The organism is Roseibium sp. MMSF_3247 (assembly GCF_030733765.1).
Lineage (GTDB): Bacteria > Pseudomonadota > Alphaproteobacteria > Rhizobiales > Stappiaceae > Roseibium.
Window position 1 is genome coordinate 19,544 of record NZ_JASHII010000004.1, and the last position, 15,972, is coordinate 35,515.

Here is a 15,972-nt window from a genome sequence, read left to right on the forward strand (position 1 = left end):
TCGACCACTTTATGAGTGATCAGCTTCGGGCGTGAAATCGATCCCGTTTTAACGCCTGTTGATCTAGCGGATCTATTTGTCATCAGCCTCGTTGAGGCGCGCCAAGGCATTTTTCAACGAAGACACAAGGCTTTCACGCTCTTTGCTGCCAATTTCCGACGGCAGTTCGAAAGCAAGATCCTCAAGCTGTTTGGACATGTCCATGAGCTTGTCCGCCGACTGAAAATCTTCCTGCATCTCTTCGCGCAGCACTTCAAAGGTTGTGATCGGATAGGCGATCCCCTTGACGGTGGCATCGCCGGTTTCCCGGCAAACGATATGGTCTTTGACCTGTGAGTAGGTTTCAAAGGAAATCGTGATCGCCCCGGGTGCTGCCAAGCTCTCGAGGCGGGAAGCAATGTTCACACCCCGGCCGATGATCGTATAGTCCAGACGGTCCTCACTGCCGAAGTTGCCAACGGTGCAGTAGTCGGTGTGGATGCCCATCCGGCATTTCAGCGGTTTGGAAATCCCAGCCTTGCGCCAATCCGCCTGCAATTCACTCATGCGGATTTGCATTTCAATCGCCATCCGAACACAGGCGAGGGCATCTTCGCGCGCGCCTTTTGTTTCCGGGTCCCCGAAGAAGATCAGGATTGCATCGCCGACATATTTGTCGATGGTCGCACCGTGTTTGAGCGCGATGTTCGACATCTCTGTCAGATAGTGATTGAGAAGAGCCGTAAGCTCTTCCGATTCCAGCCGGTCGGCGGTCTCAGTGAACTCGGCGATATCGGAGAAGAAAACGGTGAGCTTCTTGCGCGTCGAAGCAATTTTGACGTCCTGCCGCCCTTCGAAAATCGACTTGTAGACCTGCGGAGAGAGGTATTTCGAAAGCTTGCCGGAGAGCACTTCGAGCTTGGCGGTCTGGCCAGCAAGCTGATCCTCGATTGCCTCACTGTGCTCAATCGTTGCTTCATAAAGCAGTGTCAGATCATCCAGCTCCGCCCGAAGGGCAGCATTGTCCTTGCGGAGCTTTTGCAATTCCGAACCGGATTTCGACCGCGTCTTATTGGGCGCTTTGGCGCGGTCCTCCGATTTGATGCTTTTCGTATCTTCCATAAACGCTTGATCCACACCGGCGGTTCGCCGCGGTTGAATGGCTGTTGGCGCCAATGGCCTTGCCTATCAGCAATCTAAAACGCTGCAGATTAATTTGCACGAGTTTCTAAGGGGAAAGCGGTACGCCAGCTCCGAAAAACCATCTGTGAACAGGTTTGAATAAGAAACGCCTGATAGATTCTTAAGAGGGGCGGGGCGAATGCCAACATGAATGATACGGGCGCCGATCTGCGGTAGCATTTGGATAGAAGGACCGAATCAATCCCATGAAGGAAGTCGAGCTCAGACTTGCGCTTGTTTTGTACGGCGGGGTGTCCCTCGCCATCTACATGCATGGTGTGAGCCGTGAAATTCTGAATTTGGTGCGGGCGTCGTCTTATCGCGCAGACCGGAAAACCAAAAATGGCGACAAGCCGGACAGGGCGCAGCACATGGCGCCGTCCCAGGCTGCCTATGAAGACCTACTCAATCTCTTGTCGCCTAAGGCGGACATACGCGTTGTCGTTGACGCGATTGCCGGGGCCTCTGCGGGTGGGGTCAACGGGATCATGCTCGGGCGCGCAATCGCCCACGATCTGCCGCTGGACAGTCATAGTGAGATGTGGCTGAAAAATGCGGATGTGACCCGCCTTGCCCGGCCCCAGAACGGACTGTCCCGATACTTCAAGATGTCGGTGTCACCGATGCTGGACCGGTTGGTCTCTGCGCGGCTTTCCCGGCGGGTTGAAGATCCTGAAACACGTGAAAAGCTGCGCCAGTTTATGCAGTCACGATGGTTTTCTCCGCCGTTTTCCGGGGAACGGTTCATCGGCTGGATGCTCGATGCAAGCCAAAAGATGGAGATCAAACGGCCAGCGGAACGAACCTTGATTCCGAGGGGGCAAACCCTCGATCTCTTTGTGACGATCACCGATTACAACGGTATCAAACGGCGCATTTTGCTGGATGATCCGGATTATGTGGAGGAGTGGGATCACCGGCGCATTCTGCATTTCCGTGCTTCGCATCGGTCGAACCATTTCATTGACAGCCAATTCGACGAAAAAAGCATTCCGGAATTGGTGTTCGCGGCTCGTGCCACATCGTCGTTTCCCGGGGCCTTTCCCCCGGCAACGATTGCTGAGATGGATCGTGTTCTCACCCGCCGCAAGGAACGCTGGGCCAATCGCGACCGATTCTTGTCCCGGGCACTTCATCTCGATGATGACACGACCTCGCGTCACTGTTTTGTGGACGGCAGTGTGGTGATGAACAAACCTTTCGCGCCAGTGATCGATGTCATCAAGGATCGCCCTGCGGCAAGAGAGGTGTCGCGGCGGTTATTGTATGTCGATCCAACCCCGCTTGAATACGCGACCGAGGAGAGGGGTGTCACTGAATTGCCCGGCTTTTTCCGGGTTATTTTGGCATCGCTAGCCCACATCCCTCGCAATGAGCCGATCGGGGATGATCTCAAAGAACTGGAGCAAAACAACCGCCGCAGCCGGTGGCTGGCGAAATTGATCGACACCGCCAACCCGATCGTGGAACAGGCCGTGTCCGGGATTTTGCCAAGCTGGCGGGCCATCACGCCCGATGTCGTGTCGCGTTGCCGGAAACAGGCGACGGTCAAGGCATTTGAGCAGGCCGGATTTGCCTTTCTGAACTATCAGTCCTTGAAACTGCATGCACTGGCAGAACGGCTAGCCACCTTGGTAACAGCCTTCGATAAAAACCAGAATGGGACTCGCCAGGAAGAACGGCTGCTCAACCAATTCTACAATCACTTTCTGAGCTTGCCATCTGATCGTCCGGATGAGCTTGGCAGAAGCGACCCGGCGGTGATTGCACTTCTGAAAGGGCTGGACGTCGACTATCGGATCCGCCGCCTGCGGTTTGTTATTCGCAAGCTGAACGAGTTCTACAACTACGATCGCACTTCCAAACTGCCACCGCCAGACACCGCCGCCCTGGACCGGCTGAAGGGCCTTCTTTACGAGCAGGTTGATCATTTGTCGTGGCGTTGGCAGGAGCGGTTCTACGGAGGGCAATTTGTGCAGTCGGCCCACGAGCTCTGTGCTCGAGAACCCGCATCAGTGTCGTGTGCTCAATCGCTAGAACAAATGATAGATCAGCTGAGCGGCATGATGGGGCTGGCTGATCTGGATCGGTTGCAGGACGAACTCTTTGCCGAGGCAGCAGGAGGGGCGCTGGACAAGGACCGGCATCGGGCACTTCTCCAAGCCTATATTGGCTTCGGCTTTTATGACCTGATCACATTCCCGGTCCTGCAGCGGAACGACTTTTCGGAAGTCACGGAGATCCTTGTCGACCGGATCAGTCCGAAGGATGCCGAAAGCCTCTACACCGACGGGTTTGAGCTCAAGGGAAAACAGCTCAACATGTTTGGCGCATTCTTCAACAGGTCCTGGCGCGAGCATGACTATCTATGGGGCAGGCTCAACGCTGCCGACCGGCTGGTCAGCGTCATTCTCTCAGCTGTCGGCGAAACCACGTTGCCTCAACACCAGGTGAACCAGGCGCGCGCGCGGGTCTTTCTGGCCATATTGGACGAGGAACGGGAAAAATTGGCGAACATTCCCGAAGAACTCGACCGCGTGGATGCATTGGTCCGGTCGATCTACCCTGACTTTGCCCATGTCGCGGAGAATGTGTGACGCAACTCTCGCCGCCCGTGAGCTGCAACGGCCTTTTGGTGTGCAAGAAACCAGACGTCATGGTTGATTTAAGGCGCCGGTCCGGCAAAGACTGAAAGTAGATAACGGAACAGGGCGGATTGGTTTGTATCATCTCCTACTGGTTATGATCGGTGGCGGTATTGGCGCTGGCGGAAGGCATCTCGTGTCGATGGCAACCCTCCGGTTGTTTGGCCCCGGATTTCCGGTTGGCACACTAGCGGTGAATGTGATCGGTTCGCTGGCCATGGGGCTTTTTATTGGCTGGTTGGTCAAGCATGAGGCCGCACACCTGCAACCACTGCGATATTTCCTTGCAACTGGTCTTCTCGGCGGCTTTACGACCTTTTCCGCTTTTTCTCTCGATACGTCGGTACTGTGGGAGCGGGGCGATACAATGCTGGCCTTGATCTATGTGGTTGGCTCTGTCGTGCTCTCTATTGTTGCGGTGTTCGCCGGTCTTGCAGTTATGCGCATTGGCGGAACTTGAGGCCATCGGGTTGCCTGCCTGCACGTTTTCCTTTCCTTTCGGCCCAAATCCGCCTATACGCGGCGGGATGTTTGTTTTGCCTTTGCGACGCCGCGAAGGCCCAGATCGAGCGCAGCACATTCAAGCTGCAGCTGAACGAGTCCAAAAATGTCCGCGATTGAACAGAAAAAAGTGACCGCTGATGAGGCGGGCATGCGCCTCGACCGTTGGTTCAAGGCCCATTATCCCGGATTGGGTTTTGGCCGCTTGCAAAAACTGCTGCGGACCGGACAGGTGCGGGTGGATGGCAAGCGCGTGGAAAGCAACACGCGGATCGCCAAAGGGCAGATTATCCGCATTCCACCGCTCGGTGTTGAACTGCCGGCGGATGACAAGAAAAACGCCCGGCCGAAATCGACCAAGTTGATTGCCGACGACAAAAAGGCAATCGAGGACATGCTGCTCTATGAGGACAACCAGGTCATGGTCCTCAACAAGCCGGCTGGTCTTGCGGTTCAGGGTGGTTCGGGTTTGAAGCGCCACCTGGATGGCATGCTGGATGCCTTTACCGATCAAAAGGGCAACAAGCCGCGCTTGGTCCACCGGCTTGACCGGGAAACCTCAGGGATCATTCTTGTTGCGCGGACCCGTCAGGCGGCCCAGGAACTGACCAAGGCGTTCCGGCATCGCAATACGCGCAAGGTGTATTGGACAATCCTCGCCGGTGTTCCGAAGCCTCATCAGGGACGGATTTCAACCTTCCTCGCTCGCGATGAAGAAGAAGAGCGTATGCAGGTGGTTCGCCAAGGCGGTGCGGATGATGCGCAACACGCAGTCTCGCTCTACTCCGTCTTCGAAAAATCCGGCCAGAAACTCTCATGGGTCACGATGAAGCCGATTACGGGCCGGACACACCAGCTACGCGCGCATGCAGCTCATATCGGTCACCCGATCATCGGGGACGACAAGTATTTCAACATCGAAAACTGGGAGCTGCCGGGCGGTATCCAGAACCGTTTGCATCTCTTGGCGCGGCGGATCGTCATTCCGCACCCCTCCGGCCACGGAAAAATCGATGTGTCCGCACCGCTCCCGCCGCACATGCAGCAGACCTGGAACCTCCTGGGCTTTGATGCGACCGACTATGATCCGGAAATAGATGATCCGGATGAGAACGTCATCAAGCGCTAGGGCCGTTTCTTTCATGCCAGAGTTTGGACATGGTTGATCACCTGGCCGAGTTTGGCCGGACCGCTCATGACCTAGCTGATGCCGCAGGTGAAATCGTGCGGACAGCTTGGTTCAGTGAGGGCGCGGTTTCTTACAAGGCCGACCGTTCTGCCTTGACTGAAGCAGATACAGCTGTCGAACACCGGCTCCGTGATCTGATCGCTCACCGTCATCCGGACCATGGCGTCCTCGGCGAGGAGTTTGGTGCAGAAGATCTCGACAAGGAGTTTGTCTGGGTCCTGGACCCGATTGACGGAACACGGCAGTTTGGTGCCCGGCTGCTCAACTTCGGTGTCCTGATTGCGCTCTGCCACCACGGGAAACCTGTCATAGGCGTCATCGATCAACCGATGGGACATATCCGGTATTGTGGGATCAAGGGCGGTGGGGCGACCTTGAACGGCCGGTGCATCACCAGCCGCAAAGACACAGACTTGGATCACGCGGTCCTGTCGCTGGCCAATCCGAATTCGTTTTGCGGTGAGAGCCGGAGTGGCTTTGAAGCTTTGAACAGCAAAGGCGCCATGACGGGGTTTGATGGCGGATGTCTGGCCTACGGTGCCTTGGCGCGGGGTATGGTGGACGTATGTCTGAACGGTCCGGACCTTGATCCGTTCGATATTTGTGCGCTGGTCCCAATCGTTGAAGAGGCGGGGGGAAGCATCACGGATTGGAGTGGCGCTCCGTTATCGCTGTCGTCACGAGGTGCAATTGTTGCCTCAGGCTCAACGCGGCTTCATGAAACGGTATTGGATCTCCTTCCAGGGCGGACTTAAAGTCCCTGAAACAGTGCGGTCAGAATAACGGATCCGATGGTGACGGCGACCACGCCGGCGGCCAGTTTCCAGGCATCGGACCGCTTCTTAAGGCCTGGCCAGCCGAGGGGCTTGATCACCTGGATTGCAGCCACCAGGATCAAGAATAGCGCGATTATTTTGGTCAAGGATGGCTCCGGGCAGGCTTCGTTTGGAGATGCCTAAAACCCATACCCAATCAACTGACAGACCACAAGCACGCTATCTGGAGGCGTATTTCCGTTCGTTGTAGAGCGCCATGTATTTCGGCAGTTTGCTCATGTCAGGCACGACGATCATCGTTTTGACCTTGCCCTGTTTGAAGGCTCTCAGGAACTTGTCGTAGTGCGTGAACGCAACACAGCCATGCGAGCCCTTGCTGCGCCGAAGAAGCGGAGAGTGCGCCAACATACCGTCACGGCCGCGCATGGCAGCAACGTCGTAGGGCAGCATCCGGATCGCTTCGACCCCATGGAAACGCCGCTCGCGCATCCGCAACTTGTAAACGTTCGGCGGCGTGGGGCCGAGGTTCTTCACATAGGCGTATTTGGGTTTGTTCATCCGGTGTCCGATGCCGGAATTTGCCTTCAGCTTGCTGCCATCCGGCATGTGAACGACAGCTGCGCTGATGTCATACACCGCGATTTTGCTGCTTCGTCCCGGCAAGCCGCCACCTTTGCCGTTAAACAGTTTTCCAAGGCCGCTGAACGGTGAATCTTCCCCACCCGGTTCTTGCGGCTTGGCGTATGCCAAGACAGGCGCCTGATTGGTCTGGCGCGTGTTTGGTACAGAGGAGGGCTTTGAAATTGCGCCGGGTTTCGTTCGAACCAACGGTTTCGGGCGCATACCGGGGACAGGCAGCGCATTTGATGGCGACAGGCTTGCCACCTGAACAGTCGCAGTTTCCGCGTCGATCATCGGCAAGGCATCGACCGTTGACGGATCTGCCGTGATATCGGCCGGTTCTCTAAGGCCCGCAACGACCGTTTCCGGGTCAGCTGTGTCGGCAGCTAGTCCTGCTGGCGCGGTTGCTTCAGCCGTCAGAGTGTTGCTACCAGCTGGAGCGGATGGACCATAAACATCCTCGTTTTTGGCAGGCCTGCTCGCCAAAAGCGCATAGCGGAGGTTTAGGGACGCAAGGCGTTGTGCGAGGGCCACCTTGGCGACGTTCTCTTGGTCCTGTGTTGGCAGTCGCTGTGCCGTAGCCGGGGTACTCCTTGCCTTGTCCACGGCGTCTAAAGAAGTGCGATCGTTTGTAGGAAAGTCCGGTACCTGGATCGACGTTGCGATACGAACCGTGTGGTTAGCATCTTCGGCCTTGGCAACCTGCACCGTAGCCTTGATTGGAGTGAGCGCGACTGCCTTATGCTCAGCTGTGCCTTGCAGGGCAGGCAGTGCCGCCTTGATGGCGAGAGCACCGGCGAGGACTGTAACCGCACCGATTGTCAAAAGATGGCCGCCGAAGCTGCTTTGCTTGGATACCGGAGTGTGCGCCTTGGGCGTGGACTGGTGTGTCTTTGGCATAAAGCACGTATTTCCCTGAGGCCGCAGATCGAATCACACGGCAATGTTTACTGATACTCGCCCGTCAAGCTTGCCTGAGGCGTTTATATAAACTTTTAACCATACGGCGATTTTTTGCCGTTTCGGCCGGGGCGTGGCGCACTCGAAACTCAGACCACCTTGACTGAGGTGTCCGCGAAGTGCCCGTTTGTTTTCCGCGATATCCAAAATTGCTCGCCCGGGAGGGTCGGTTCTGTGGAGGAACCCGGCAACTTCTGCAGGGGCGGGAAAAAATGCTCTATCCGGCAGCGCGCCATTTGACTGCAAATGCGGGCCAAAATATGTCCCAGACCGCTTGACCCTGGCTGGAAAACCCGGCACATGCGGCCAATTGGTGGACCCAACGGACATGGATCCTAATGTACCTGATCATATTTGACGTCGATGGCACGCTTCTCGATAGCCAGAACACCATCGTGCATGGCTTCGAAACAGCGTTTTCCGCTGTCGGGCTCCCAGCTCCCGATCGAAAGACCATCCTGTCAATAGTGGGGCGGTCGCTGGAAGAGGCGTTTCAGGATCTTGTTGGTCCAGATCACACGCATCTGGTCGCGCAAATGGCGGACGCTTACCGGACGGAAAAAATCGCGCGGCGGACGTCCGGGCTGGACCTTGATCCGTTGTATCCGGGCGCCCGTGAAGCGATCGATCGGCTGCATGCACGGCCTGATGTTTTGCTTGGTATTGCAACAGGCAAGGCGATGCGCGGGGTTCGGTACATGCTGGATGTTCATGATCTGCATGGACGCTTCATCACCATCCAGACCGCGGACACATCCCCGTCAAAGCCGCATCCGGACATGATCGAACGGGCTATGCGGGAAACAGGTGCAGAAGCCATAAAGACGGTCATGATCGGCGATACCGGGTTTGATATGGCCATGGCGCGGTCTGCCGGGGTCCATGCGATCGGTGTGACTTGGGGCTACCATGATCACAGCCAGTTGGTAAGTGAGGGCGCGGAGCGGATCGTCGATACTTTCGATGAGCTCGGTGTGGCAATCGATGAGATATTGGAAATTACAGAGGAAGCAGTGTGATGCGTGATTATCTTGAAGCATTGCATGAAGATGCGGTGAAGGATCCGGAGCAACGGGCCCGGGAACTGTCCCGCCGCGAGCTGCCAAAGAGATTCTACAAGAGCGCCGAACACGTTGAAACAGATGATGGTTTTGCCATTCATCTGGATGGGCGTCCAGTCAAGACGCCGGCCAAGTCGACACTTTTGCTGCCAACCGAAGTCTTGGGCGCTGCTGTTGCCGCGGAGTGGGAGGCTCAGGAGAAGGAAATCAATCCGGCCCGAATGCCGCTGACCCGGATTGCCAACTCGGCTCAAGATGCAGTTGCCAAGCGATTTGGCGACGTCGCGGATGACATCACCGGGTTTGCCGGAAATGATGCGCTTTGCTATCGGGCCGACGATCCGGAGAGCCTCTGCGACACCCAGCGCCGTGTGTGGGACCCGGTGGTTGAATGGGCCGGCGATCAACTTGGCGGACGGTTCGTGCTCATCGAAGGCATCATGCACACGCCGCAGGACCCAGCCCTGTTGACCGCGTTCCGCACCAGGATCGGCGAAGACAGCCCTTTGCGCCTTGCCGGGCTTCACACCGTCACCACGTTGACCGGGTCGGCGCTCCTTGCGCTCGCACTGCGCGAGGGTTTCCTGGATGCAGACAGTGTCTGGACTGCCGCCCATGTTGAAGAAGACTTCAACATAGAGCGTTGGGGCGAGGATGCGGAAGCCAAACAGATCCGCGCATACAAGCGCTCAGAGTTCGATGCGGCCGCTCTTGTTCTGGCAAACGCTTAGGGCTCGATAGCCCTGATGGCCTCGGTCTCAGTGGTTACTAGGCCCCTGCCTTCGCAGGGGCGGCCAGTTGTCAATGCGTGTTCAAGCAGGGAAACAAATCGACCCAATGCGGATTATGCTCCTCAATTAAGCGGATCTTCCAACTTCTTTTCCATTTCTTGATGTTGTGTTCCCGCTGATAAGCCTCTTCCGGGCGATCAAACATTTCGAAATATATCAGTCGATGAAGTTTGTGTTGGCGGCTAAAAATGGAGCCGGTGCCGTCGCGATGTTCGGACATCCTGCGAATGAGATTATTCGTCATCCCGACGTATAAGGTTCCGCCGATGCGGTTGGTTAGGATATAAACGAAATACGATCGCTCAGACCGCACGTGTCATGGCGTTTCTTCCCTCCACGCCTGGAAAGCGCTTTTGCCGCCCCTGCGAAGGCAGGGGCCCAGTAACCACTATAATTGGCCTTGCTCTGATTCCTGTCAAAGGCTGACAGTGTCACTGACTTTCGGCTTAGCTTCCCCTAGGAGTTGGAACACCAGACCCCTGCCTTCGCAGAGGTGGCGCATGGATCAGAGACCTGGGCGACCGGGACATCAGCCCAGATAGAATGTTGTTGCCATCAGGAAGAAGATCAGAACGCCTAGCACGTCATTGGACGAGGTGATGAAGACACCGATGGCCATGGCCGGATCGATGCCGATCTTGTCGAGAATAATCGGAATGGTGGCGCCGACCATGGCGGCGATCGTGGTGACGCACAACAAGGAGAGTGATGTCGCCAAAGCCAGATCGAGCGGCGCTTCAAGCGGCACGACGAAAGAGGCGAGCATGACCAGCGTCCCAAGGATAAGGCCCGCCACAGTGCCATTCAAAAGGGCTGCCAGGAATTCCTTGAGCAGCCGGAACACAATGTCACCGGACCAAAGGGCGCCGGTGGCGATCCCCTGAACGGCAACAGCAGAGGCCTGAAGGCCGGCATTGCCCGCCATGGACATGGTCACGGGAATGAAAGCCGCCAGGATCGCAGCTTCGGCCAGCTGGTCTTCGTAGGAACCAACAACAGTTGCCGCAACACTTGCGCCGATCAGTCCGGCAAGCAGCCAGGGCAGGCGGCCCCGGACGATCCGGAACACTGTGTCATCGGAACGGGATTCGGCTGACACACCGCTCATCAAGAGCATGTCTTCATTTGCTTCATCGGATGCGATCCGGGTCAGCTGCTTTGGCGTGATCCGCCCCACCAAATGGCCGTCCGCACCAACAACCGGGACGGTTCGCATGTCCCGTTTTCGGGCGAGGCGCAGAACCTCTTCCTGATCCATATCGGCTGAGACTGAGATGACATCGCGGTTCATGATGCTGGACAACGGCGCGTCTGCTGGGGCCAGCAAGAGTTTGCCGACTTCGACCGTCCCGGTCAGCCGGCCGTCTTTATCGGTGACATAAACGGTGAAAACCTTGCGGATACGGTCGGCCTCCGCGCGCATCTGTTCGACGGCTTCCCCGGCCGTGCAGGCCTCCGGCAGCGCGACAAACTTGCGGGCCATAACCCGCCCCGCCGTGTCGTCGGCATAAGAGGCACGCGTCGCAATATCTTCCACATCGGGCAGACGCGTGATCAACTCATCGGCGGCATCTTCGGGAAACTCGTTGAGGATCTCGATTGCGTCTTCCGGGTCGAGGCCAGCCAGGATATCCCGGAACTGATCGAGGGTGGACTCCTCCATCAAAATAGACCGGAATTCCGGACTAAGCTCCGCAACAACCTTGATCGACGGATTGGCCGGGAGCCATTTGAACAGCTTTCGGGCGTGTTTCAGACGGAGCCGTGTCAGCATCTGCATGACGTCGGTCGGATCCCACAGCTTCAATAGATCAAGGAGTTCTTGCCGTTTCCCGGCCTTGATCATGTCGCGCACGGCGCTCAGCGTTGCGTCGTTCTCGTCAAGGTGTTCCTGGGCCGGTTCGCGGGTCCAGACAAAGTCTGGAAGTGCGGACGCCATTGTGTCGGCTTTGCTCATTCAGGCAGGACTCCGGTTGTCTCCGCACGCTTTTAGAAGCTCAATGTGACGGAACCCTAACAAAGGCGGGCAGTGCCGGAAATCAGTTAGACGTCGAACTCTTCCAGATCGGCAAAACCTTCGCGAAGTTTCTCTGACCAACCGTGGGACAGCTTCTGGAAATACGGGTTGTCCTGCTCGATGCGAATTTGCCGGTCGGTGTTGAAGCTGTCTGTGTTGTAGAGCAGCATGTCGATCGGCATGCCGACGGACAAGTTCGAGCGCAAAGTGGAATCAAAGGACAGGAGGATCATCTTGGCAGCTTCGCCAAGACGCATGTTTTTTCGTGTGACACGATCGAGGATCGGTTTGCCGTATTTGTGCTCGCCGATCTGCAGAAACGGTGTGTCATCCGCGACTTCGATGAAGTTGCCTGCTGCATAGACCTGGAACAGGCGCGGTTCTTCACCCTTGATTTGGCCGCCGAGAATGAAGCTGACATAGAAGTTGTCTGCGTTCGCGGCCAAGGCCTCACCATCGATCGCCTTGACCTCACGAATGGCGCTGCCGACAAGACGCGCGACCTGGAACATGGTCTTTGCGGTCATCACGGTGGTGCGTTCATCGCTTGAGTTGTCGGCGTGCTCGCTCAACAGGGACACGACCGCTTGTGTGACGGCCAGGTTGCCGGACGACAGCAAGGTGATGACCCGCTCGCCGGTGTTTTCCCAGACATGCAGCTTCTTGAAAGACGCAATGTTGTCGATGCCGGCGTTGGTGCGCGTATCGGCAGCCAACACAAGGCCACGGTCCAGTTTAATTCCAACGCAATAGGTCATACGGCTCTTCCCGATCCCGCGAATTTTGGCCGACGCCGTTTAGTCCCAGTTCCCGGCGTTGGCAAGCGGATTCAAAAAGACCCGATTATTGTTGCTGCTGAAGCGCAGCTTGCGCCACATCCACCTCGACATGCAGGTTTTCTTCCTGCCCGCCAAAACGGATCCCCCGGATAGGAGCAGCGGAACGCGAGTCGAGGCCCGTGGTCAAGCGGATATACCGCTCCGTTGGGCAAATAGCGTTGGATACATCGAAACCAACCCAGCCAAGGCCCTCGATCCGGACTTCGGCCCACGCATGATGCGCCTCCGAGGCCTGTTCGTCTTCCAGCAGCAAATACCCGGACACATAGCGTGCCGGTGTCCCGATTGAGCGGGCTGCGGCGATGAAAATATGGGCATGGTCCTGGCAAACACCTTCACCGGCCGCAAGTGCGGTCGTCGCACTGGCGTGGGTCTCTGTCACGCCCACCTTGTAGTCGACCTTGTCGCGGATGGCGTGCATGAGCTCGTGAAACCCGGCGATCGGATCCGGGACTTCTGCAAGGGCTGCCAGTTTCCGGATCGCCTGGTTCGAATGGGTGAGGGGTGTGACACGGGTGTAGATACGCGCCGGTGCGCTCGCACCCTTTTCTTTGCCGATCACGCCATTGGTTTCCGTTGTTTCCACAGTGCCGGTGGCAGTGATTTCGACGTCTTCAACAGGTCCTGCGCGGGAGACCATATGCACGATGTTGTCAAAAGCATCGGAATAGGTTGTTGCGCGCTCAATGCCGGGCGCTTCGATATTCCAGTCAATGATCCGTTGCGCAGGATTGTCGACCGGCGTGAGCCGAAGCTGCTGCATGGCGTTGGCAAGCGGTTGATCGTATTTGTAGCGAGTTGTATGTCGGACGAATAATCGCATCTCGGTTCCGAAATTGTTCGGTTAACAGGTCAGGCGAAGTTGTAGTCTTCACATAGTTGGTGGGCGAACTGGTTGTTCTTGCCGATAAAGTCGATCAGGAAATCATGCAGGCCTTCCTGGTAAATGTCCCGCATCTGCTTTTCCTTCAGATCCTTGAAGATGTCGGCTGCCAGATCCAGGCTGGGTTCCCTTGAACCATAGAACTGACCGAGGTCTTCGGCTGTGTCGGCGAGCCAGTCGTAGCAATAGGCAAGCGACCTCGGCATTTCGCGCCGGAGGATTAGAAATTCGGCAATATTGAAAGCCTTCAACTGAGCATTTGGATAAGCAAATCGGTAGCTCCGGCGGCCGGACAGGGCGCGAAGGATTGCAGACCATTGATACCGTTCCGAACTGCCGTCTTCGATGATGTCGTTGTCCGGCAAGAGCACCCAGTATTGGTTGTCGAGGATCCGTGCCGTGTTGTCGGCCCGTTCAACAAATGTGCCCATCTGGCTGAAGTAGTAGCCGTCATCCCGCAATACGGTGTTCAGAAGGGCGCCCCGGAACAGGTGTGAGCGCTGACTGAGCCAAGCCAGAAAGTCCGGAAGTTTTTCCTGGGTGACTGATTGCGGGCTGGTGTCGCAAAACTCAATCCAGGTCGTATTGATGGCTTCCCAAAGCTCGGCGGTGATGCCTGTGCGCACCGCACGGGCGTTGTTGCGCGATAACTCCAGGCAATTGCGGATGCTGATCGGGTTGTCTTTTGAAAAGACCATGTAGTTCGTGACGTGCCGCGAGTGCAGCTCGTCATGTTTTTCGTGGTAGCCAGTCTCAGCGCCAGAACAGGCCAGAGCGAATTGCCAATGGTGGCCTTCGGCTTGCCCATCGTAAGCCATGATAGCCCCACGATAAGCGACTTCCATCAGTCGGGTGATGTTTTGGGCGCGCTCCTGATAGCGCGACATCCAGAACAAGGAGGCGGCGGTTCTTCCTAGCATGTCGTCTCAGTCCTCCAGTACCCAAGTATCTTTTGTGCCGCCGCCCTGGCTGGAGTTGACCACCAGGGAGCCTTTCTTCAGCGCAACGCGGGTCAAGCCGCCAGGTGTGATCCGCACTTGATCACCGATGAGGACGAAGGGGCGCAAATCCACGTGGCGGGGCGCGATGCCGGAGGCAACATGGGTTGGACAGGCCGACAAGGCGAGCGTCGGCTGAGCGATGTAGTTGGAGGGGTTGTTCTGCAGGATTTTCCTGAACTCTGCGATCTCCCGTTTTGAGGCTGTTGGACCGATCAACATGCCGTATCCACCAGATCCGTGAACCTCCTTCACAACGATGTCGGCGAGATTGTCGAGCACATACGCAAGATCATCTTCCCGCGAACAGTTCCACGTGGGCACATTGTTGAGGATCGGTTTTTGACCGGTGTAGAACTCAATGATGTCCGGCACATACGCGTAAATCGCCTTGTCATCGGCAATTCCTGTGCCCGGCGCATTGCAGATCGTCACATTACCGGCTCGATATGCATCAAACAGTCCGGGCACGCCCAGCATGCTGTCCGGATTGAAAGTGAGTGGGTCGAGGAACGCATCGTCGATCCGGCGGTAAATCACGTCGACCTGTTTTGGCGCCCGGGTGGTGCGCATGAAGACCTTGCCGGCATCGACAAACAGATCGCGGCCTTCAACCAGCTCCACGCCCATACTGTCGGCGAGGAAGGCGTGCTCAAAATAGGCGGAGTTGTAGATACCAGGTGTCAGGACGACGATGGTCTGTTCTGATTTCGCCGGATCCGGCGCGACGCTTTCGAGCGTCTGGCGCAAGTTTTCCGGATAACGTTCGACGGGGGCCACATTGTGCGTTTGGAACAACTCCGGGAAAAGACGCATCATCGTTTCCCGGTTCTCCATCATGTAAGAGACACCGGACGGGGTCCGCGTGTTGTCTTCCAACACATAAAACTCGTTCTCAGAAACCCGGACCAGATCTGTCCCGATGATGTGGGAATAGACCTTTCGCGCCGGGGTGAACCCGGCCATTTCCGGCAAGAATGCCTCGTTCTGCAGGATAAGGTTCGCCGGAATGCGCCCGGCACGGATAATTTCCTGGCGGTGATAAATGTCGTGTAGGAAGGCGTTGAGGGCGCGAACACGCTGGTCGATACCGGCCGACAGGCGGCGCCACTCTGAAGCTGAGATGATCCTGGGGATGGGATCAAAGGGAATAAGCCGCTCAGTGGCTTCTTCGGCACCATAAACCGCGAAGGTAATCCCAAGGCGGCGGAAGATGGTTTCCGCGTCGCGGCTCTTCTTGGTTAGAAAACTGTTCGGCTTGTCTTGAAGCCAATTGGCGATTCTTGAATATGGGGCCCGTGGACTGCCGTCCTGTTCGAGCATCTCATTGAAAAACCCAGAGCTGTCTGACATTGCCTCCCCGCTTGCTTTGTTAATTAAGACTAGGATGGCAGGCCGGATCTGACAACCCAAGGTCATTTTAACGGCGTATTCTGCCTAATTTCTAGGCAAAATTGATAGGACTTCGGGCGGAGGAAGGCGGATAGCTCACCAAATCGCACCGAATTCAGATTTCTAGATCGCACCTGC

The 15,972-nt window shown here is 56.7% G+C and carries 14 protein-coding genes and 1 pseudogene; 6 read left to right on the top strand and 9 right to left on the bottom strand.

What is annotated here, in order from left to right:
• Positions 1-72: 72 nt before the first annotated feature.
• A pseudogene (locus tag RBB44_RS13975) lies at positions 73-897 on the bottom strand (adenylate/guanylate cyclase domain-containing protein); the annotation flags it as partial.
• Between the two features lie 470 nt (positions 898-1,367).
• On the opposite strand from RBB44_RS13975, the gene RBB44_RS13980 reads away from it, so the two are divergent.
• From RBB44_RS13980 to RBB44_RS13995, 4 genes are all read left to right on the top strand, one after another.
• Complete coding sequence (locus tag RBB44_RS13980) at positions 1,368-3,758, top strand: patatin-like protein (RefSeq protein WP_306148351.1); 2,391 nt, start codon at positions 1,368-1,370, stop codon at positions 3,756-3,758.
• Positions 3,759-3,882: 124 nt separating this feature from the next.
• Positions 3,883-4,266, top strand: a complete 384-nt coding sequence (crcB, locus tag RBB44_RS13985) for a fluoride efflux transporter CrcB (RefSeq protein ID WP_306148352.1) — start codon at positions 3,883-3,885, stop codon at positions 4,264-4,266.
• Positions 4,267-4,413: 147 nt separating this feature from the next.
• On the top strand, positions 4,414-5,436 hold the full coding sequence (locus RBB44_RS13990; protein ID WP_306148353.1) for an RluA family pseudouridine synthase: 1,023 nt from the start codon (positions 4,414-4,416) through the stop codon (positions 5,434-5,436).
• Between the two features lie 29 nt (positions 5,437-5,465).
• Complete coding sequence (locus RBB44_RS13995) at positions 5,466-6,251, top strand: inositol monophosphatase family protein (RefSeq protein WP_306148354.1); 786 nt, start codon at positions 5,466-5,468, stop codon at positions 6,249-6,251.
• Here the strand turns inward: RBB44_RS13995 and RBB44_RS14000 are convergent.
• Both RBB44_RS14000 and RBB44_RS14005 read right to left on the bottom strand, forming a co-directional pair.
• Positions 6,248-6,418 (bottom strand): hypothetical protein, encoded by a 171-nt coding sequence (locus RBB44_RS14000; RefSeq protein WP_008192193.1) that lies wholly within the window; start codon positions 6,416-6,418, stop codon positions 6,248-6,250. The two genes, RBB44_RS13995 and RBB44_RS14000, sit on opposite strands and share 4 nt — an antisense overlap.
• Positions 6,419-6,491: 73 nt before the next feature.
• Positions 6,492-7,793 carry a DUF2778 domain-containing protein gene (locus tag RBB44_RS14005; RefSeq protein WP_306148355.1) on the bottom strand — a complete coding sequence of 434 codons (1,302 nt, stop codon included), beginning with the start codon at positions 7,791-7,793 and terminating at the stop codon, positions 6,492-6,494.
• 398 nt (positions 7,794-8,191) lie between these two features.
• On the opposite strand from RBB44_RS14005, the gene RBB44_RS14010 reads away from it, so the two are divergent.
• Together RBB44_RS14010 and RBB44_RS14015 are read left to right on the top strand one after the other, a co-directional pair.
• Complete coding sequence (locus RBB44_RS14010; protein ID WP_306148356.1) at positions 8,192-8,872, top strand: HAD-IA family hydrolase; 681 nt, start codon at positions 8,192-8,194, stop codon at positions 8,870-8,872.
• Positions 8,872-9,645, top strand: a complete 774-nt coding sequence (locus RBB44_RS14015; protein WP_306148357.1) for an ATP12 family chaperone protein — start codon at positions 8,872-8,874, stop codon at positions 9,643-9,645. The genes RBB44_RS14010 and RBB44_RS14015 overlap by 1 nt, the downstream gene beginning before the upstream one ends.
• A 70-nt stretch (positions 9,646-9,715) precedes the next feature.
• Here the strand turns inward: RBB44_RS14015 and RBB44_RS14020 are convergent, their stop codons facing one another.
• The 6 genes from RBB44_RS14020 to RBB44_RS14045 all read right to left on the bottom strand — a co-directional run bounded on the left by RBB44_RS14020 (position 9,716) and on the right by RBB44_RS14045 (position 15,795).
• Positions 9,716-10,018 (bottom strand): GIY-YIG nuclease family protein, encoded by a 303-nt coding sequence (locus RBB44_RS14020; RefSeq protein WP_306148358.1) that lies wholly within the window; start codon positions 10,016-10,018, stop codon positions 9,716-9,718.
• Positions 10,019-10,234: 216 nt separating this feature from the next.
• On the bottom strand, positions 10,235-11,662 hold the full coding sequence (mgtE, locus tag RBB44_RS14025; protein WP_306148359.1) for a magnesium transporter: 1,428 nt from the start codon (positions 11,660-11,662) through the stop codon (positions 10,235-10,237).
• A gap of 86 nt (positions 11,663-11,748) precedes the next feature.
• Positions 11,749-12,480: a proteasome-type protease gene (locus RBB44_RS14030; RefSeq protein ID WP_133946882.1), complete on the bottom strand. Its 732-nt coding sequence runs from the start codon at positions 12,478-12,480 to the stop codon at positions 11,749-11,751.
• Between the two features lie 85 nt (positions 12,481-12,565).
• Positions 12,566-13,384, bottom strand: coding sequence for a transglutaminase family protein (locus RBB44_RS14035; protein WP_133946883.1), 819 nt, complete (start codon positions 13,382-13,384; stop codon positions 12,566-12,568).
• A 29-nt stretch (positions 13,385-13,413) separates the two neighbouring features.
• Positions 13,414-14,364 (bottom strand): alpha-E domain-containing protein, encoded by a 951-nt coding sequence (locus tag RBB44_RS14040; RefSeq protein WP_209173827.1) that lies wholly within the window; start codon positions 14,362-14,364, stop codon positions 13,414-13,416.
• A gap of 6 nt (positions 14,365-14,370) precedes the next feature.
• Positions 14,371-15,795 (bottom strand): circularly permuted type 2 ATP-grasp protein, encoded by a 1,425-nt coding sequence (locus RBB44_RS14045; RefSeq protein ID WP_286183195.1) that lies wholly within the window; start codon positions 15,793-15,795, stop codon positions 14,371-14,373.
• Positions 15,796-15,972: the final 177 nt, after the last annotated feature.

Coding starts and splice junctions, on each gene's coding strand:
- RBB44_RS13980 (WP_306148351.1), top strand. CDS start 1,368: ATGAAGGAAGTCGAGCTCAGACTTGCGCTTGTTTTGTACGGCGGGGTG.
- RBB44_RS13990 (WP_306148353.1), top strand. CDS start 4,414: ATGTCCGCGATTGAACAGAAAAAAGTGACCGCTGATGAGGCGGGCATG.
- RBB44_RS13995 (WP_306148354.1), top strand. CDS start 5,466: ATGGTTGATCACCTGGCCGAGTTTGGCCGGACCGCTCATGACCTAGCT.
- RBB44_RS14005 (WP_306148355.1), bottom strand. CDS start 7,793: ATGCCAAAGACACACCAGTCCACGCCCAAGGCGCACACTCCGGTATCC.
- RBB44_RS14010 (WP_306148356.1), top strand. CDS start 8,192: ATGTACCTGATCATATTTGACGTCGATGGCACGCTTCTCGATAGCCAG.
- RBB44_RS14015 (WP_306148357.1), top strand. CDS start 8,872: ATGCGTGATTATCTTGAAGCATTGCATGAAGATGCGGTGAAGGATCCG.
- mgtE (WP_306148359.1), bottom strand. CDS start 11,662: ATGAGCAAAGCCGACACAATGGCGTCCGCACTTCCAGACTTTGTCTGG.
- RBB44_RS14030 (WP_133946882.1), bottom strand. CDS start 12,480: ATGACCTATTGCGTTGGAATTAAACTGGACCGTGGCCTTGTGTTGGCT.
- RBB44_RS14035 (WP_133946883.1), bottom strand. CDS start 13,384: ATGCGATTATTCGTCCGACATACAACTCGCTACAAATACGATCAACCG.
- RBB44_RS14040 (WP_209173827.1), bottom strand. CDS start 14,364: ATGCTAGGAAGAACCGCCGCCTCCTTGTTCTGGATGTCGCGCTATCAG.
- RBB44_RS14045 (WP_286183195.1), bottom strand. CDS start 15,795: ATGTCAGACAGCTCTGGGTTTTTCAATGAGATGCTCGAACAGGACGGC.